The following is a 19,500-nucleotide window of genomic DNA, read 5'->3' as shown; positions in this document are numbered from 1 at the left end:
TTCAGTCTCCGTACAGCGCTTCAGCATGGAATGTGATGTGGTCTTCCATAAACGTGGAAACGAAGAAGTACGAATGGTCATAGCCGGGCTGGAAGCGATAGGTTGCCTGCTGACGGCGTTCGGCGATGGCTTGGGCCAGCGCTTCGGGGCGCAGCAGGTCCATGAACTGGTCATTGGCGCCCGTGTCGATCAGGATCGGACCGTCGAAGCCTTTGTCCTTCATCAACAACGACGCATCATGCTTGGCCCACAGGGTCTCGTCGTCACCGAGATAAGCGCTCAACTGTTTGCGGCCCCAATCTGCACCCGTAGGGTTCGAAATCGGAGCAAAGGCCGAAACCGAGCGGAACCGGCCGGGCAGGTTCATCGCCAATGTCAGGGCTCCGTGACCGCCCATGGAATGCCCGGTGATCGCCTGGCGTTCGCTTTCGATTGCGAAGTTTTCAACCAGCAAGGCGGGCAGTTCTTCTGCGATGTAGTCCCACATCTGGAAATGTGGGGCCCATGGATCTTGCGTCGCGTTCACATAGAAACCTGCGCCCTGTCCCAGATCATAGTCTTCATGGTCCGCGACCCCCTCGCCACGCGGGGAAGTATCAGGGAATACGATGGCGATCCCTTGTTCTGCAGCCCAGGCCTGTGCACCCGCTTTGGTCATGGCGTTTTCATGTGTGCAGGTCAGGCCGGACAGATACCACAGGATGGGAACCGGCCCATCCTTCGCTTCAGCCGGAAGAAAAAGGCCAAAAGTCATGTCGCATTGGCAGACCGAAGAGGTATGGCGGTACACGCCCTGCACTCCACCGAAACAGGCGTTTTCCGAGAGGGTTTCCATCAGGCATCGTCCTTACATTAGAGTCTCGACATGGCTAACGATCCAGAGACGCGGCGTAAAGTCCGCGACCGCTGGTCGCGAGAGTATTTTTCTAAAAGGTGAAGGTCAGAGACCACTCAGCCAAGCGATGACCAAGGGTACAGTTAGGATGCTGGTTGCAGTCGAGAGCAAAATGGCCGCCGAGACACGCTGTGGCGCAACGCCGTAATGGGCGGCCAGCATGTAAACATTGCCGGCAACAGGCAAAGCGGCTGCCGCGATTGCAACGGTGGCTGGAAAGATATCGATCGGCATCAGCCATAACAGGACAACGGCAACGCAAACCGGGTGTATCACCAGCTTGCAAAAGCTCAACCAAGCGGCGATTTCGATGCGTTCGGCCGACTTACCGGCCAGAGACGCCCCAATGGCGAACAAAGCGCCGGGGGTGGCTGCGCCGCCCAGAATAGTCAGAAAGTCGTAGAAAGGTCCGGGCACCGGGATTTCCAAAGACGACCAGACCAACCCGACCGAGATGGACACGATCATCGGATTTTTAACCAGCCCAAGACCGATCAGCTTGAACGTGCCCAAGGTAAGCTTACCGTCGCGGCCTCCGTTGATCAGGATTACAATGAGCGAGGAAAATACAACGAGATCCACGGTAAGGACCACCATCACTGGGCCGATGGCAGCTTCGCTGAACAAGAGCGCCAGCATCGGTAGTCCCAGAAAGCCTACGTTGCCAATGGCTGCGCATTGTGCCTCGACAGCTGCTGTTGGAACATCCAGCCCTCGCAGCCAGGCAACGCATGTTGCCAAAACGTAAACAGCAACTGTACCGCTCAGATATCCAAGCACCAAACGCGCATTGAAGATTTCGGCAAACGGCAAGGTGGCTGCAAAGCGAAACAGCATGGCTGAAAGTGCAAAGAAGAAGACAAATTTGGTAAGGTAAGCAGTAGCCTCGGCGGTGAAAAACCGAGTGCGACCCGCCCAATATCCCAGGCCGATAATCGCAAAAAAGGGAAGGGTGCGCAGAAAAACTTCGACCATGGACAGACTCCTAACATGGTTTGTCTGCGCCGCAAGCCTTTGACATCACGGCGCGCGCCCTGGGTTACGGTTTCATAGAGTTCGAAAATCGTTGTATCTGAACTGAACGGTTTATAAACTACAGCAAAGACCAATCCCGGAGATGACATGACCCAAACTGCCACCATTCTGCGCACAGGCCGTAAGTTTGATCAGGTTTTGCGCGGGGCCCGAGAGGTTTTCATGGCAGATGGGTTCGAAGGTGCAAGCGTAGACGACATTGCCCGCGCAGCAGGCGTGTCAAAGGCAACGTTATACAGCTATTTCCCGGACAAGCGCCTGTTGTTCATGGAAGTTGCGCAAACAGAATGTCGTCTGATGTCTGAGCGCATTTTGTCAATGATTGATGAGAGCAAACCTGCGCGCGAGGTGCTGCAGATCGCGGCTACGCAGCTCACTGCTTTTCTTGTATCCGAATTCGCACAACAAGTATTTCGGATCTGCGTAGCCGAACGGGACCGGTTCCCCGAATTGGGCCGCGCCTTTTATGAGGCAGGTCCGCAAAACGGCCAAAGGCAGATGGCAGCGTATCTTGAAAAGGCGGTGGCAAAAGGCGAGTTGTGCATCGAAAATGTGAACATCGCCGCGGAACAGTTTTCCGAACTGTGCAAAGTACGCATCTGGGCGCGTGCTGCATTTGGAATTCAAAACAGCTTTAACCAGAGTGAGATCGATGAGGTCGCGACGCAAGCGGTGGATATGTTCTTGGCCAGCTACGGCTGCGAAAATTCGAAAAAGTGATGGCCCGCGGCCCGAACAGGCACGCAGACCATCGCTCACTCACCAAAGCACTCGATACTAATAGGCTTTATTCCAAAAGTCTTTTGAAAGCCTTTACTCGATAAATGCTCGTGCGAGGCGTTCGCTTATGGGCTGAGCCAGATAGGCAATAACAGCGCGTTCTCCGGTGGTGACAAACAAGTCTGCCGGCATGCCGGGCACCAGATCCAAGGCTGCTACCTCTTTGGATTGCTGATCATCCAGTTTGACCCGCGCTTTGTAGTAGGCCTCGCCCGTGCGTTCGTCTTCCAGCGCGTCGGCAGAGATATCGACAATGGCTCCTTGCGCTTCGGGAACGTCGGCTTGGGCGAAGGCAGACAAACGGATACGCGTGGCCTGACCGATCTTCAGCTTGTCGATGTCGCCGGGTTTCACGCGCGCTTCGACAATCAAAGCTTGGTCTGCGGGCACGATTTCCATGATGTGTTCACCGGGTCTGATCACCCCTCCTGTGGTCGAAGCGGCAAGGTTCACGACACGGCCACTGACTGGTGCAAGGATTTCGATCCTTTTACGGCGCTCCACGGTCCCTGAGAACTGCGGGCGCAGCAGATCAAGCTGGGCATCGACGACAGCCAGTTCTCCGGCCAGAACTTCATCGCGCAGCTTTTTCTGACTGATTATTGTCAGTTTCAACTCGCTGACCTGGTTTTCTGCTTGGGCTATCTGTGTCCGAAGCGACGCATCGACACCTGAAAGCCGTTCAAGCTCGATCTGGCGGGCGCTGACCCGCGTGATTGCAACCAGGCCTTTGTCCAGAAGGGTCTGCAGGCTTTCCAACTCTGCACGTGTGATGGACATCTGGTTTTGCGTACTGATCCGCTGCTCGTTCAGACCTTCAATCTGATCCCGCAGCGCCGAAATGCGCTGTGCGTTGATCTCCGCTTCGGTCGCGCGGGCGCGATGTTCGGCGTCAAACAGTTGTTTTTGTGTCAGAAAAGCTGAAGCCCAGTGAAGGCGCTTCATATCTTCTTCAAAGTTCTGGAAGGCGGTGGCTTCGTCAAACTGAGACTGTCCCTGTAGCTGCGCAATCAGTCGCGCGCGACGGACAGAAAGCTCGCCGATCTGGCTGCCCAGCACGCTGAGGTCGACGTCAATCTCGGTGCTGTCTAGCCGGATCAGAGGTTGCCCCTGTTCAACGGCCTCACCATCGGCGACCAGAATGGACCGGACGATGCCACCGTCGAGATGCTCAACTGTTTTGCGATCCCCTTCGACGACAAATGACGCAGGGGCCACGACGGCGCCGTCAAGTCTGGATGCGAAGGCCCAGTAGATGCTGCCACCGACAAACGCGAGCAATGTGAAAAAACCAAATAGTACATACAGCCGGATGTCGGGTGTCGCTTCGGTCACGTCGACAACCCGCGCATCGTTAAGGTCTGGTGTTGTGTCGTTTGAAGCATAGGGAACGATACGGGTCATTGTGCGGCTCCTGTAATGCGCGTGTCTTCTGAAAGATGCAGGGTGGGCTTGCCAGATGCAGCGCGTTGTGCGGGCGATTTGAGAACGTTTTGAGTTTTGACCTTCAAAACGTCACCCTTGTCGCCAAACTGGGCTTGTGATCCGTTGCGAAGAACCATGACCTTGTTGGCCGCCTGCAATGTGGCCGGGCGGTGGGTCATCACGATACTGATTGATCCCCGCGCCTGAGCTGCCAGAATGGCGTCACGCAGAGCCTTTTCGCCATCTGCATCCAAATCTGAGTTCGGTTCGTCCAGCACTAGCACAAACGGATCACCATAAAGCGCACGGGCCAGGGCAAGGCGCTGTCGTTGTCCGCCAGACAGGAAGAATCCCTGACCGATGCGTGTTTCATACCCATCTGGCAGGCTGCTGATCAGTTCATGCACTCCGGCCTCGCGCGCGGCGCGCAGAACCTCGGCATCATCGATGGCGACGGCAAAGCGACCTATGTTTTCACGGATCGTGCCGTCAAACAAGTCCACATCCTGCGGCAGATAGCCGATCTGCTTGCCCAGATCCTCATGGTTCCATTTCGACATCGGGCTGCTGTCCAGCAGAACCTCACCCCGTTGCGGGTGCCAGATGCCTGTCAGCATCTTGCCCAGTGTTGTTTTCCCGGAACCGCTGGGGCCGATGATTGCCAGCACATCGCCAGCAGCCAAGCTGAAATCAATTCTGCGCAGAGTGGCATTGACCGCGCGTGGCGGACCCGCTTGCGCAATTCTGACATCCAGAGATTTGAACGCACGAGGCAGATGCAGATTGGCAGGCGTTTCCGCGAAATCCTCGGTGAGTTTTGTGATTTTGGCGTACGAGCCGCGTGCGGCAAGGAAGGTGCGCCATTGCCCAATCAACTGATCGATTGGGGCAAGAGCGCGGGCCAAAACAATGGTCGCCGCGATCATGACGCCAGCTGTGGTTTCACCAGTAATCGCCAGCGCCGCGCCAAGGCCAAGAGCCGCGGATTGCAACCACATGCGCAGAGTTTTGGACATGACCGAGAAACTGGCGATCCGGTCGGCCACACGGGTCTTCTGACGATGCGCATCGACCTGAAGGGCAGTCCAGAGCCGAACCAGATCGGACTTCATGCCCAGCGCGTGGACCAGTTCGGCATTGCTGTCTCCGGTTCGAAACAGTGCCTCTGCACGGCCGCGCGCTTGCGCTGCCTGCTGCATCGGCTTGTGTGCACGGGCGTTGTTGATCAGGGCCATTCCGGTCAGTGTCAGAGCTCCGGCCAGTCCAAGCAGCCCAAGAAGGGGATGCAAGACATACAGGACCAACAGATACAGCGGTATCCACGGTGCATCGAAAAAGGCGGTCAGTGTTGTGCCTGATATGAACTCGCGAAAGCCGTTTACGTCCTCGACCAGATTGTCGCCGGGGGTGGATTCCCCCTGCACACGGCGGTTCATCGCGGCCCCCAGAACAGGCGCTCCGACTTTCATCTCGAACCGGGCAGCCAAGCGGCACAGGATGCGCATCCGTATCAGATCAAGGCAGGCAATCACCACAAAGACCCCCGCCAGCAGAAGCGACAGGGCGATCAGCGTGTCGGCATTCTGGCTGGTCAGGACACGGTCATAGACCTGCAGCATATAGATCGGTCCGGCCAGCATCAGCAGGTTCAGAAACAGACTAAAAAAGGCAACTGCGACAAATCCTTTGCGCAGCGACCCCCAGGCGGCTTTGACGGGATTGGTTTTCTGCAACATCGTGTTGATCCTTTCCGGTTTGGAAAAACGGGGCGACCACAAGCCGCCCCGCCAACTGTTTGCTTATGCAACGAAATCGTCGTCGTTCAGTTCGGCGACATTGATGCCAACCAGGCGGACCGAACCCTCATCTCCGAAGCTGATTACGGCATCGCCACCGTCCTGAGCCACGTTGACTTGCGCCCCAAAGTCTGGACCGAAGTCACCAAATTGCAGCTGATCCAGACCTACTTCGAAGTCCTCAATGGTGTCGTTGCCGAAGTTCGCGCCAAACTGGAACGTATCCGCCCCGGCGCCGCCGATGAGGACGTCGTCGCCGCCTTCACCATTCAGCAGATCATCACCGTCCGCGCCATTCAGCACATTGGTCTGATCGCTGCCGAAGATCACGTCGCCATCACCGGATCCGACAACGTTTTCAATGGACTGCAGGATGTCGGTTTCGATCTGATTTTCGATGACGTCCTGCCCAATGACACCAGTCCCACCCTGCGCATCCACATCAAGCGTGGCACCTGCATCGACCAGCGTGTCCTGCACGACCGGGCCATTCTGACCGGCAGGTGCGTTGTGCAGATGGATGGCGGAAACGACACCGGGGATCGGCGTGTTCAGGTCGGCTTCGTTCAGGCCCGCAACACTCAGGTCGCTGGAATAGCTGACTTCGCCCGTTGCCAGATTCTGAGTGATGACAACAGTTGCCTCGCCGGTCGCTAGGCTGTCCGAAGTTGGCCCAGGCTCCTGTGCCGCGTCCAGACCGCCGCTAAGAGACACTGTGCGAATTCCGTTTTCGGTTACATCGCTGTCGACCAGCAACTGTCCGCGGATTTCACCAGCAGGGAAATCGGTCGTGTGGATGTTGTAGTACAGGTTGCCCTGAACCGCTTCCTCTACAAACCAAGCGCCGTCCGGAATGTTTGCTCCGAATTGGTCCGGCGCCGCGACTACCGCATCCGTGATTGACACGTTGAAACCGGTGTCGCGGGTAGCGGTGCCGTTGCCATTGGCGTCCAGACGAACATTGACTGCGACATCCAGATCCGAGAAGTCTGCGGTGTCGATGCCTTCTCCACCGTCGATGAAGTCATTGCCCAGACCACCGGTCAGAACGTTGTCTGCATCGCCGGCGATCAGAACATCATCGCCTGCGCCACCGTCGATATCGCCATTGGTGGTGCCCAGATCCACAAAGATGTCATCACCGTCGCTCAGTAGAACATTGCCGTTGATCACACCTTCGTCGTCGTTGACGATTGTAACGGTGCCTGCATCAGACGCATCGATGGCATTAACCGTGCCACGGATTTCACCTTCATTCAGGATTGCACCCAGCAGATTCAGGCCGCCATCCACGCGGATACCGGCGGCGGCATCCGAACCTTCGGACCCTGCGATCAGACCTTCGTTGACCACAATACCGGCAAAAGAAGCGTCATCCTGGCTGGTGAACAGGCGCAGGCCATCGCCAACCTGATTGCCTTCGGCCGCGTCACCACGACCTTGCAGCGTACCTTCGTTCACAACAACCGCCGATACAACGTCGCCCGACACGTCACCGGTTTGCAAAGACACGGCAGAGCCATTGTTGCCTTCGCCCGCATCCACCAAGCCGGTGTTTGTGAACGCGTAGTTGTCGGCTGTGCCATCCGCATAAACAGTGCCATTGCGCTGATTTCCGGTGCCAATGATTTGGCCTTCGTTGAGCACCTCAAGCCCAACGCCATCGATGTTCAGCGCGCGGCTGTCCGAGGTGATGAGACCGCGGTTAACGAACGATCCGCCGGAGTGGTCACCGGTTCCAAAGTAGACGCCGTTCTGACCGCCTTCGAACACACCAGTTTCTTCATTGATCAACCGGCCTTGGAAATTGACATTGTTCACTGCCCGGAACGCGCCAACTGTACCGTTTGCACCTTCGGACGTGACACTCCCGCTGTTGGTGATGGTGCCAGTAAACGAGGCAGGCGCAAAGCCACCCTCCTGACGCACACCTTCCAGACGAATGCCGTCGCCCGCCGTGCCCAGCGCGGCACCCGCGTTGCCACGTCCGGCGATGACGCCTGCGTTCTCGATTTCAATGTCACCATTGCCGTCTTCAGCCAACGACAGAGAGATACCCGCACCGTTATTGTGCTCACCTGCATCGATCGCGCCTGTCGCCAGATTGTTAATCGAAAAATCGCGTGCAGTATCATCTGCGTAGACGGTGCCGTTGCGCTGGTCACCGGTGCCAAGGATATCCCCGCCGTTGATCAGATCGACACCAGATCCGTCGATATTAACCGCGCGGCTGCCCGACTGGATGGTGCCAAAGTTCAGTACGTCCAGATCATGTTCACCATTGCCAATGTAAAGGCCGTTGCGAGGGCCTTCGATCACACCGGTTGAGGTGTTCAGGATCTCACCCTCGGCATTTGCACCATCTGCGATGCGAAGACCAGCCGCTGTGCCCTGATTGCTTTCGGTCGAGATCAGGCCGCTGTTAATGATCTCGGTTTCCAGGATGGTGCCTTCAGCGCCGTCGTCGATCCGGATGCCGTCGCCCGCCAGCGGGGTGTTGGCAGCCGTTTGACCGCGACCCTGAATGGTTGCGCCAAAGCCGTTGAACACATCGGTTTGCACGCGGTCACCGGCTTCATCACCGATCTGCAGGGAAATACCTGCGCCCTGGTTGCCTTCGCCTGCATCAATCGTACCGCCGGTGAAGTTCGAGATCGAGACTTCCTCGGCCGTTGCGTTGGTATAGATGGTGCCATTGCGCTGGTCGCCAGTGCCAACGATGTCGCCAAAGTTGCGCACATCTATGCCCTGGCCCTGAATATCAACCGCTCGGCTGTCGGAAGAGATGACAGCACCGCGGAAATTGTCCAGGCTGCCCGAGCTTTCGGCACCAGCAAACTGCACGCCGTTAAACTCACCCGCGATCTCGCCGAAATTGCGAACCGCGGCGCTTCCGGTGACTTGGACACCAGTGGCCAATGCGTCAGGCCCATTGTTCGTTTCAATCCGGCCCGAGCGTAAGTTGAAGACATCGACGTCCTGTCCCTGAGCCTGAACAGCGGCAACAGCGTTATTGGTGACAATCTCGCCAAAGTTCAGCAGGCGCGAAAAATCATTTGCCAGAACAAAAGCGGGTGTGTCGTCCACGACAGTGGATTGAAAGAAGTTGTTGATGAGGGTTTGGCCATCGCGGGATGTCTCTTGCGCCAGGGTTGACGTGGTCAAGAGACGGGCGCGCAGGCTTTCTGCAAATTGGGACAGCATGGATCACTCCGTCATTAGGTTGCGTTTGTGCTGGCGGCCCATCTGTCCGGGCTACCGACGCAACAAAGGACTAGGCCGCCCCGCGCGGCGGCTGAAATTCATGGTTCAAATCGGGTATATAACCGGCGCGAATACTCACGAATTTCGTGAGGTGGACGTCGGCAGAATCACTATAAACAAGGGGCTTGCGGTAAATCCGGGATCGGGTGGTCATCTATTCGATTTCGAATTCTGACAGATTTGTCAGCGGATGTGATCGGCATCCGGCCTCGATTGACCTCAGCGGCCTTCTGAATCCAGCCACCAGATCGTATCTTGATAGCTGATTAATCCGAGCACTTTACGTCAGAACTGGATGCCCGTTGAACCTCAGAGATCTGGAATATGTCCTTGCTATCGCAAAACACGGGCAGTTCAGTCAGGCCGCTGCTGCCTGCAACGTGTCGCAGCCTGCGATGTCGAACCAGATAAAAAAGCTGGAACAGGAACTGGGTGCTGAACTGTTCCTACGTCTGAACAACGAGGTGCGCCCAACGCTGTGCGGGGAACGCATTGTTGAGATTGCGGACCGTATTCTGAAGGACGCCCAGAAAATCCGCGATACAGCGATCGAATTTCGAGACCCCGAGGCGGTTCCGCTGACCATCGGCATGACGCCGACGCTCGCACCATATCTGACGGGATACTTTTCCGAACTGTTCAGCGTCCTGTTTCCAAGAATGCGCGTCACTCTGGTCGAAGATCTGCCCCAAAATATGCTGCGCATGGTTGAGGATCACGAGCTGGACATGGCGCTGGTGGCCAAGGTCAATAACAGCGCCAATTTAGACTTCACTTCAATCTGGTCCGAGCCACTGTTCTTGGCTTTGCGCCAAGGGCATCCGCTGTCCACGCTTACCTCCATTACTCCTGAAGAGGTGCCGCCGCATGATTTTATCCGTCTGCCGCACAGTTTTGGCTACGATCTTGAGGATCGGCTTCCACAGCAGGACGGGACAACCCGGATCAGTAAGCGTTTTGATCTGACAGCGTTGCGGTTTGAAACGATCTGTCGTCACATTTGCCATTCAGACGATTGCACAATTGTCTCGGCTCTGGCTGCGGAACAGTTCAAACGGGATAATTGGCCGTTACAATTCATTCCATTTGAGGCACCGGGACATTTACGAGATCTTGGTGCAGCCACGCGCCCCAATTGCCCAAGAAAACCCATGCTGGCGCGGATTGGGGCCTATATCCTTGAAAACCCGCCCGTGGGCGTGATCCCGACCTTCAAGCCCGATGCATCGTCCAAAGGCAAAACCAAGCTTGCAAAACCACTGCCCGAGAAAGCCTGACAGATACGCGAATTGCCCCTGACAGGCGGTACAATCTGTTGACGCAAGGCAAAGGGCGGCTCTATCGGTTGGCGTATCGAAATCCGCAGGAATCTGCCTGCGGCTCTCAGAGCGATGGGGCAGGGCATGAGCAAAATGGAAATTCGCCACGAAGGCATGCGTATCGGGGGACAGGTGGTGTTCACTGATGACGTCGTGCCCGTACACTACCCTTACACAAATGACGTGATTGGCACTGTCCCCGCCGGTATTGCTGAACATGCGCGGCACGCGTTTGAAATCGCGGCGAGTTACAATGCCAGCCTGACGCGGTATGAGCGAAGCCAAATCCTGCGCCGAGCCGGCGAGTTGATCGGAGAGAAGCGCGATTATCTGGCCAAGTGGTTGACGCTTGAGTTGGGTATCTGCCTACAGCATTCGATCTATGAAACCAAACGCGCGCAAGACGTGTTTCAGTTCGCCGCCGCCGAAGCCCTGAAAGACGATGGCGAGGTATTTTCCTGCGATCTGACCCATAACGGGAAGGCTCGGAAGATCTTTACCAAGCGCGAGCCCGTACAGGCGATCAGCGCGATTACACCGTTCAACCATCCTCTGAATATGGTTAGCCACAAGATTGCGCCTTCGATTGCGACCAATAACTGTATGGTTTGCAAGCCGACTGAACTGACGCCACTGACAGCACTAACGCTGGCCGACATACTGTACGAGGCGGGCCTGCCCCCCGAGATGTTCCAGATCGTGACAGGTTGGCCACAGGACATTGGCGACGAAATGATCACCAATGACAATATCGACGTCATCACCTTCACAGGTGGCGTCCCTGTTGGGAAGCTCATTGCATCAAAAGCAGGTTATAGACGACAGGCGCTTGAATTGGGCGGAAACGATCCGCTGATCGTGCTGAATGATCTGGGCGATGCTGATCTGGAACGCGCAGCAACGATCGCAGTTGCGGGGGCCACGGGGAATTCAGGTCAGCGATGCACCGCCATAAAACGCATTCTGGTGCAATACAGCGTGGCGGATCGGTTTGTTCCGTTGGTGCTGGAAAAGGCCAAGGCTATCCGGTTCGGGGATCCTCAGAACCCCGAGACCGAGCTGGGTTGCGTCATCCATGCCGAAGCGGCAGCGTTGTTTGAGAATCGTGTGCGAAAAGCGGCAGAGCAGGGGGCCAACATCCTGTACCACCCAGCGCGGAAGGGCGCGCTGTTGCCGCCAATCGTTGTCGACAATGTGCCCCATGACAGCGAGTTGGTGATGGAAGAGACGTTCGGTCCGATCATACCCATCGTTCGTGTGCCGGATAACGACGTGGATGTGATGCAGATTTCGAACAGCACTGCCTTTGGGTTGTCCTCTGGTGTCTGCACCAACGATTTGAACCGGGCCATCGCTTACATCAATGGATTGGATGTGGGCACCTGCAACATTTGGGAGCAACCCGGCTATCGGATCGAAATGTCACCCTTCGGAGGGATCAAGGACAGCGGCAACGGAGTAAAAGAAGGCGTAATTGAAGCAATGAAGTTTTTCACCAACGTCAAAACCTATTCGCTGCCCTGGCCTCAGTAGGTTGTGCGCATTTGGTAGCCTTGGTGAAAGGTCATACGCACGAAAGTCACAGGGTCTTTGCGGAACCAAGTTGTGCGTTCCAACTGAAACAGGGGTGTTCCAGGAGGGACTGAAAGGAAGTCCTGCAAGGGTGCAGTGGCCGGAACAGCGGAAAACGCGATCTCGGCGTTTGAAAAAGGCACCTCGGACAACAGCCATTCGTTTGGGCCGGTAGTCAGAAAATCTTCGTTCACGACCTGAGGCACAGCTTCGATGTTGATCCAACGCTCTTCAAATTGGAAAGGGCGGTTGTCGGCGTGGTGCATGCATTGCAGATGCACGACTTGGGTGCCTTCGGGAATGCTCAACTTGGCCTGAAGCCAAGCGGGGCAATCAATCACGCTTCTGCTGACAAGCGCATAGCGATATTCGGCGTTCATCTCTTCGATGGTTTGGCGCACCACTGTGATCGGCAGTTTGGCTTGCTTTACAGGCGTGGTCACGACACGCGTGCCCCCCTTGCGCTTTCGGGTCACGATACCTTGTTCTGCCAACTCGCGCAGCGCGCGGTTAACCGTGGCCCGCGCAACGCCAAATTCGGCCGCCAGTTCCAGTTCCGTTGGCAACAGACTGCCCTGCGGCCAGACGCGGGTTTGAATTCGGTTGATGACCTCATCCCGAATATCCTGAAAGCCGACATGTTTTTGATCGGTCACGCTGTGGTTTTTCCGTTAAGCATATTCATAAACTTGTTATGAGCGTTTTTGGTGTGCTGCGTAAAGGGCAGAGCGACCCGTTACAGTTTTGCAAGAAGATCCGCCATGGTTCGTTGATAATTTGATACGATCTGATCCCGTGCAACGTGGCGACCCCCTCGCACCTGATGGCGGCCCGCCGACCACACATCGGTGACAACCTCGTCCTTTGCTGAAAACACCAGCCCATCAAACAATTGTTCAGATGTCAGTGCACAAAGCGCTGGGTTCTGGCAGTCGATGGCTATCAGGTCGGCCAGTTTGCCTTTGGCTATCACACCGGCATCGCGGCCCAGAGCCTGTGCTCCGCCTTTGGCTGCGCCACAATACAGCGTCTGTCCCACAGACCCTTCTCCGACCACCATCACGTTGCGCGCCAAATCCCGCAGACGCTGTGAATATTCTAACGTCCTCAGTTCCTCGGTCAGCGAAATCAGGACGTTTGAATCCGACCCTACGCCAAACGACCCGCCTGCGTTTAAAAATGTGGGGCCATTGAATGGGCCGTCCCCCAGGTTGGCCTCGGTCACAGGGCACAGTCCCGCCACAGCGCCGCTGGCGGCCATGGCCTGTGTTTCGTCTTCGGTCATATGCGTGGCGTGAATCAGGCACCAGTTGGCATCGACATGGACATTGTCCAACAACCACTCAACCGGGCGGGCGCCCAGACCGGCCATCACCTCGGACACTTCCTTGGGTTGTTCGGCGATGTGGATGTGAACAGGACCTTCGCCATGCGTCGCTAAAACCCGCGCCAGATCGCCAGAACAGGTCGCGCGCAATGAATGCGGCGCGATGCCGACCCTGCAGTCTTCGGGCAAATTTCCGAGCGCGTCCTTGGCCTGATCCACCAACATGCAGAAACGATCAACATCGTTACCGAACCGAGCTTGCCCCGTCTCCAGAGGTTTTTTGCCCACCCCGGCATAGGAATACAGCACAGGAAGATGGGTCAGTCCTATCCGTGTCTCGACAGCGGCTGCCATGATCCGGTCAGACAACTCGGCCAGTCGGTCATAGGGCGAGCCATCTGGTTGGTGATGCAGATAGTGGAATTCTCCAACTGAGGCGTATCCGGCCTCTTGCATCTCCATATACACCAAGCTGGCGATCTTCTGGATCTGGTCTGGTGTAAGGTGCGTCGTAAAGCGGTACATCAGATCACGCCATGTCCAGAAGCTGTCGCGACCTGCCATGCGGTATTCGGTCATTCCGGCCATGGCGCGTTGAAATGCATGGCTGTGCAAGTTGGCCAGGGCAGGCAGCAAAGTATCTACAGACACATCATCGGTCTGGGCCGATGTCTCGGCGTGCAAGGCTGCGATTCTGCCGCCTTCAATCTCGACCCGCAGGTTATTTGCCCATCCCGTACTCAACAGAGCGCGTTTCGCAAAGATCGCCATGAATTTCACCTCATTTTATGGATAGACATATTACATATAGAAATGTACGAGAAAAGAGAGAACTGCAAGGAGGCGCAGAGTCGGATGCACTCGCAAGATCGGGTATTTTCAGGTCTGAACGCGACAACGATGATCGCGGAATCTACGGCCTATGGGCTGATCGAAGATGCGGCGATTGCAGTCGAAGACGGCCGTATTGCCTGGGTGGGTCCTCGGGTTGAACTGCCCAGCAAATTTGCCGCGCTGCCCCGAACCGACCTTGAAGGCCGTCTGGTGACGCCCGCGCTGATCGATTGCCACACCCATGTGGTGCATGGTGGCCACCGCGCCGTCGAGTTTGAGATGCGACTGAATGGTGCAAGCTATGAAGAAGTGGCGCGCGCGGGTGGGGGTATCATCTCGACGGTAAAAGCCACGCGTAACGCCAGCATTGATGACCTTATTGCACAGGCGTTGCCTCGCGTGGACGCAATGCTGGCCGAGGGTGTATTGGTGATCGAAGTCAAATCCGGCTATGGTCTGGATCGTGATACGGAATTGAACATGCTGCGCGCTGCCCGCGCGTTGCCGGATCATCGCCCGGTACGTGTCGTAACCAGTTTTCTGGGCGCACATGCAGTGCCCGAGGAGTACAAAGACCGGCCCGCGGCCTACATAGCTGAAATCTGCATTCCAACCCTGCGCGCAGCCCATAAAGAGGGTCTGGTGGATGCTGTGGATGCCTTTTGCGAAGGAATAGCATTCCTTCCCGATCAACTTGTTCCGTTGTTTGATGTGGCGAAAGAACTTGGCCTGCCGGTCAAATGCCATGCCGAGCAATTGTCCAATCTCGGCGGCGCAAAACTGGCGGCCTCGTACAGCGCATTGTCTGCCGATCACATCGAGTATTTGGATGAAGAAGGCGTTCAGGCCATGGCCGACGCCGGCACTGTCGGGGTAATCCTGCCGGGGGCCTTTTACACCCTGCGCGAAACGCAGGCCCCGCCAATAGATCTGTTGCGCAAACATGGTGTGCCAATGGCGCTTGCCACCGATTGCAACCCCGGATCAGCTCCGGTCACTTCACTGTTGCTGACCATGAATATGGGCTGCACCCTGTTTCGTATGACACCCGAAGAGGCTCTGGCAGGGGTCACCGCCCATGCGGCGCGCGCGTTGGGTCTGCAGGATTGCGGGCGGATCGTCGCTGGATTGCGCGCGGACTTGGCTGTGTGGGACATCACCCATCCGGCGGAACTGGCCTATCGCGTTGGTTTCAATCCCCTTCACACCCGAATACTCGGAGGCGTAATTTGACGACCCTCACGCTCATCCCCGGCGCTGTTACTCTGCTGCAGCTGGAACAGGTTTTCCGAGAAGAATGTGCCGTGCGGCTGGATCCGGGTTGCCGGCCCGGTATCGACGCGGCGCATGCCCGTATTGCCGATGCAGCGGCGGGCGCCGCTGCGGTTTACGGGGTCAATACCGGTTTTGGCAAGCTGGCCAGCGTCAAGATCGCGGCCGAGGACACCGCGACGCTGCAACGCAATCTAATTCTGTCCCATTGCTGTGGTGTTGGTCCCGCCATTCCACGCGCGGTTGCGCGGCTGATGATGGTGCTGAAACTGCTCAGCCTCGGACGCGGCGCCTCTGGCGTGCGGCTGGAGCTGATCGACCTGCTTGAGGCTATGCTGGACAAAGGTGTGACCCCGCTGATCCCCGCGCAAGGATCGGTTGGTGCGTCAGGCGATCTGGCGCCGCTGTCGCATATGGCCGCCGTTATGATGGGCGAGGGAGAGGCCGAATTCGGCGGAAGTGTTTTGCCCGGTGGTGAGGCGTTGGCGGCGGCGGGTTTAACACCCGTTGAGTTGGGCCCCAAGGAAGGGCTGGCACTGATCAACGGCACTCAGTTCTCGACGGCTTTCGCACTGGCAGGGCTGTTTGGTGCGTGGCAAGCGGCGCAGAGCGCATTGGTCACTTCGGCTCTCACCACAGATGCAATCATGGGATCTACCGCGCCATTGCAGCCGGAGATCCACACATTGCGCGGTCATCGCGGCCAGATCGAGGCAGGCGTAACGATGCGTGCCATTCTGGCAGGCTCGGTAATCCGAGAAAGCCATCGAGAAGGTGACACCCGCGTACAGGACCCGTATTGCATCCGCTGCCAACCTCAGGTGGTAGGTGCCGCCATGGATGTGTTGCGCCAAGCAGCAACCACGCTTGAGATTGAAGCGAACGCAGCCACCGACAATCCTTTGGTTCTGTCCGAGGCCGGGCTGATCGTCTCGGGTGGAAATTTCCACGCCGAGCCGGTGGGATTCGCGGCGGATATGATCGCACTTGCCGTGGCTGAAATCGGGGCGATTGCGCAACGCCGTATTGCGCTGATCGTCGATCCAGCGCTCAGTTTTGATTTGCCGCCTTTCCTGACGCCAAATCCCGGCCTGAACTCGGGCTATATGATAGCTGAAGTGACAACCGCCGCGTTGATGAGCGAGAACAAGCACTTAGCCAATCCCTGCGTGACAGATTCAACGCCCACATCGGCCAATCAAGAAGATCACGTCTCGATGGCCGCCCATGGTGCGCGGCGATTGGGGCAGATGGTCACTAATCTGGAACGTATTCTGGGGGTCGAATTGCTTTGCGCGACGCAAGGGGTCGAATTCCGAGCGCCATTGCCCACAAGCGAAACGCTACAAGGCGTGATGGCGCGCCTGCGGGCGGTCGTTCCAGCCTTGGGCGATGATCGATATATGGCGACCGAGATCGAAGCAGCCTCGGCCCTGATTGCAAGTGGCGAGATCGCCCATGGCACAGGTGTCGCGATGCCGGAGCTTGGCGCGTGAGCGGTCCGGTCGAAGTCACGCGGGGCGACGGCCCTATCGTTCTGGGCCTGCCACATACCGGCACCGATGTGCCCGCCTCGATCGAAGCCAAGTTGAATGCACGGGGCAGGGAGTTGGCGGATACGGACTGGCATATCCACTCGCTTTACGAGCGACTCCTGCCCGGTGCGACCACTGTGCGGGCAACCTTTCATCGTTATGTGATTGATGCAAATCGCGACCCGGGCGGCGTATCGCTTTATCCCGGTCAAAACACGACGACCTTGGTGCCGCTTACAGATTTTGACGGGCAAGACATCTGGGATATCCCGCCAACAGAGAAGGATATTGTCGAAAGACGCGAGGCGTTTCACGCGCCTTATCATGCCGCGCTGCGGGCCGAGCTTGAGCGGGTCAAGGCGATCCACGGGATAGCCGTTTTGTATGATTGCCACTCGATCCGCAGCCACATTCCGTTTCTCTTCGATGGCATTCTGCCTGATCTAAACATCGGAACAAACAATGGCGTGACGTGCGCGTCAGCTATTGAAGCCATCATACATGAGTTCGCATCATCCTCACCTTATAGCACCATTTTGAATGGCCGTTTCAAAGGCGGATGGACGACTCGGCATTATGGCCGCCCTACCGAGGGCTTCCACGCCATTCAGATGGAACTGGCGCAGTCCACCTACCTGAGCGCTGAAACTGCGCCTTGGGCATATGATACCACCAAAGCCAACCGGCTGCGCCGATGGCTCAAAGATATACTGGACGCCATCCAGGACACCGCATTGGAGATTGCTGCATGACCGATCCTCGCAAGAACACCCGCGACGTCTATCCGCCCACAGGGCCGGAACTGAATGCCAAAAGCTGGATGACAGAAGCGCCGATGCGGATGCTGATGAACAACCTGCATCCGGATGTGGCCGAGAACCCGCATGAGTTGGTGGTCTATGGCGGCATCGGGCGCGCAGCGCGGACGTGGAACGATTTTGATACCATCGTCGCCAGCCTCAAGGATCTAGAAGAGGATGAGACGCTTGTCGTGCAATCCGGCAAGCCGGTGGCCATTGTGCGCACGCACACGGATGCGCCTCGGGTGCTGATCGCGAACTCAAACCTTGTGCCGCATTGGGCCAATTGGGATCACTTCAACGAGCTCGATAAGAAGGGTCTGATGATGTATGGCCAGATGACCGCTGGCTCGTGGATCTATATCGGAACGCAAGGCATCGTGCAGGGAACTTATGAGACCTTTGCCGAAGCCGGGCGTCAGCACTATGACGGCGATCTGACCGGCAAGTGGATTCTGACTGGTGGTCTGGGCGGCATGGGAGGCGCGCAGCCTCTGGCGGCTGTCTTTTCCGGGGCCTGCTGTCTGGCGGTCGAATGCAACCCGGACAGCATCGATTTCCGTCTGCGTACCAAGTACCTGGATGAAAAGGCCGAGACGCTGGACGAGGCGCTTGCCATGATCGACCGCTGCACAAAAGCGGGCGAGGCTAAGTCCGTTGGTCTATTAGGCAATGCGGCTGAAATTTTCCCCGAGATTTACCGGCGGATGCAGGCCGGTGGGATGCGTCCCGATATCGTTACCGACCAGACCAGCGCCCATGATCCGCTCAATGGCTATCTGCCTTTGGGCTGGACCCTGGCCGAAGCTGCCGCCAAACGTGAAAGCGATCCCAAGGCCGTTGAGAAAGCCGCACGCGCCTCGATGAAACAGCACGTCGCTGCAATGGTCGATTTCTGGAACGCAGGCGTACCGACGCTGGACTATGGCAACAACATCCGGCAGGTGGCGCAGGATGAAGGGTTGGAGAACGCATTTGCCTTCCCCGGCTTTGTCCCCGCCTATATCCGCCCGCTCTTTTGCCGCGGCATAGGCCCGTTCCGTTGGTGCGCGCTTTCGGGCGATCCTGAAGACATCTACAAGACCGATGCCAAGATGAAGGAACTGTTCCCCGAGAACACCCATCTGCACAATTGGCTCGACATGGCGCAAGAGCGCATCGCGTTTCAGGGCCTACCCGCGCGTATTTGCTGGATCGGGTTAGGCGACCGCCATAAGGCTGGGTTGGCATTTAACGAGATGGTCAGAAACGGCGAACTGAAAGCGCCCGTTGTCATCGGCCGAGACCATTTGGACAGCGGCTCGGTCGCTTCGCCCAACCGCGAAACCGAGGCAATGAAAGATGGCTCTGACGCTGTCAGCGATTGGCCTTTGCTAAACGCTCTGGTCAATACCGCGTCAGGTGCCACTTGGGTGTCGCTGCATCACGGCGGCGGTGTTGGCATGGGCTTCTCTCAGCACGCAGGTGTTGTCATTTGCGCCGACGGCACGGATGCAGCAGCCAAGCGGTTGGAGCGAGTGCTTTGGAACGACCCGGCCTCGGGCGTCTGGCGTCACGCGGATGCTGGTTATGAGGATGCCAAGGCCTGCGCACGTGAACATAGGCTGCGTTTGCCGGGCATTCTGGGCTGAATTGCTCATCCATCT

At 57.2% G+C, this 19,500-nt stretch carries 14 protein-coding genes; 7 read left to right on the top strand and 7 right to left on the bottom strand.

The genetic code is table 11. The annotated features are described in order from the left end of the window. Position 1: 1 nt before the first annotated feature. Together fghA and GS636_RS17810 are read right to left on the bottom strand one after the other, a co-directional pair. Complete coding sequence (gene fghA / locus GS636_RS17815; protein ID WP_171671261.1) at positions 2-835, bottom strand: S-formylglutathione hydrolase; 834 nt, start codon at positions 833-835, stop codon at positions 2-4. 105 nt (positions 836-940) lie between these two features. After that, the gene (locus GS636_RS17810) at positions 941-1,870 is read right to left on the bottom strand and encodes an AEC family transporter (protein ID WP_171671259.1); all 930 of its coding nucleotides are present in this window, start codon (positions 1,868-1,870) and stop codon (positions 941-943) included. A 147-nt stretch (positions 1,871-2,017) separates the two neighbouring features. Here GS636_RS17810 and GS636_RS17805 point away from each other — a divergent pair, with 147 nt between their 5' ends. Then, positions 2,018-2,650, top strand: a complete 633-nt coding sequence (locus tag GS636_RS17805; protein WP_171671257.1) for a TetR/AcrR family transcriptional regulator — start codon at positions 2,018-2,020, stop codon at positions 2,648-2,650. A 93-nt stretch (positions 2,651-2,743) separates the two neighbouring features. Here GS636_RS17805 and GS636_RS17800 read toward each other — a convergent pair whose 3' ends face one another. The 3 genes from GS636_RS17800 to GS636_RS17790 form a co-directional block, all read right to left on the bottom strand. After that, positions 2,744-4,114: an HlyD family type I secretion periplasmic adaptor subunit gene (locus tag GS636_RS17800; RefSeq protein ID WP_171671254.1), complete on the bottom strand. Its 1,371-nt coding sequence runs from the start codon at positions 4,112-4,114 to the stop codon at positions 2,744-2,746. Then, positions 4,111-5,871 carry a type I secretion system permease/ATPase gene (locus GS636_RS17795; RefSeq protein ID WP_171671251.1) on the bottom strand — a complete coding sequence of 587 codons (1,761 nt, stop codon included), beginning with the start codon at positions 5,869-5,871 and terminating at the stop codon, positions 4,111-4,113. The genes GS636_RS17800 and GS636_RS17795 overlap by 4 nt, the downstream gene beginning before the upstream one ends. A gap of 63 nt (positions 5,872-5,934) precedes the next feature. Next, entirely contained in the window at positions 5,935-9,135 is a 3,201-nt protein-coding gene (locus GS636_RS17790; protein ID WP_171671249.1) for an S-layer family protein, read from the bottom strand. Positions 9,136-9,497: 362 nt separating this feature from the next. On the opposite strand from GS636_RS17790, the gene GS636_RS17785 reads away from it, so the two are divergent. Then, positions 9,498-10,472, top strand: coding sequence for a LysR family transcriptional regulator (locus GS636_RS17785; protein WP_171671247.1), 975 nt, complete (start codon positions 9,498-9,500; stop codon positions 10,470-10,472). A gap of 126 nt (positions 10,473-10,598) precedes the next feature. After that, the gene (gene phnY, locus GS636_RS17780; protein WP_171671245.1) at positions 10,599-12,047 is read left to right on the top strand and encodes a phosphonoacetaldehyde dehydrogenase; all 1,449 of its coding nucleotides are present in this window, start codon (positions 10,599-10,601) and stop codon (positions 12,045-12,047) included. On the opposite strand, the gene GS636_RS17775 is transcribed toward phnY, so the two are convergent. Further along, on the bottom strand, positions 12,041-12,742 hold the full coding sequence (locus GS636_RS17775; RefSeq protein ID WP_171671243.1) for a UTRA domain-containing protein: 702 nt from the start codon (positions 12,740-12,742) through the stop codon (positions 12,041-12,043). The genes phnY and GS636_RS17775 overlap by 7 nt on opposite strands. A gap of 80 nt (positions 12,743-12,822) precedes the next feature. Beyond that, positions 12,823-14,184: a formimidoylglutamate deiminase gene (locus GS636_RS17770; RefSeq protein WP_171671240.1), complete on the bottom strand. Its 1,362-nt coding sequence runs from the start codon at positions 14,182-14,184 to the stop codon at positions 12,823-12,825. Positions 14,185-14,268: 84 nt separating this feature from the next. Between GS636_RS17770 and hutI the strand changes: the two genes are divergently transcribed. From hutI to hutU, 4 genes are read left to right on the top strand one after another with little or no spacing between them, the layout of a single operon-like run. Beyond that, on the top strand, positions 14,269-15,480 hold the full coding sequence (gene hutI, locus GS636_RS17765) for an imidazolonepropionase (protein WP_171671238.1): 1,212 nt from the start codon (positions 14,269-14,271) through the stop codon (positions 15,478-15,480). Beyond that, positions 15,477-17,015, top strand: coding sequence for a histidine ammonia-lyase (hutH, locus tag GS636_RS17760; protein ID WP_171671236.1), 1,539 nt, complete (start codon positions 15,477-15,479; stop codon positions 17,013-17,015). Before hutI ends, hutH begins: the two co-directional genes overlap by 4 nt. Beyond that, positions 17,012-17,806 (top strand): N-formylglutamate deformylase, encoded by a 795-nt coding sequence (hutG, locus tag GS636_RS17755; protein WP_171671233.1) that lies wholly within the window; start codon positions 17,012-17,014, stop codon positions 17,804-17,806. The genes hutH and hutG overlap by 4 nt, the downstream gene beginning before the upstream one ends. Then, positions 17,803-19,485 (top strand): urocanate hydratase, encoded by a 1,683-nt coding sequence (hutU, locus tag GS636_RS17750; protein WP_171671230.1) that lies wholly within the window; start codon positions 17,803-17,805, stop codon positions 19,483-19,485. The genes hutG and hutU overlap by 4 nt, the downstream gene beginning before the upstream one ends. Positions 19,486-19,500: the final 15 nt, after the last annotated feature.

Source organism: Ruegeria sp. HKCCD4884, from assembly GCF_013110855.1.
In the GTDB taxonomy this organism is placed as follows: Bacteria; Pseudomonadota; Alphaproteobacteria; order Rhodobacterales; family Rhodobacteraceae; genus Ruegeria.
Note: the sequence above shows the minus strand (reverse complement) of the source record. Positions and strands in the feature narration are given on the sequence as shown.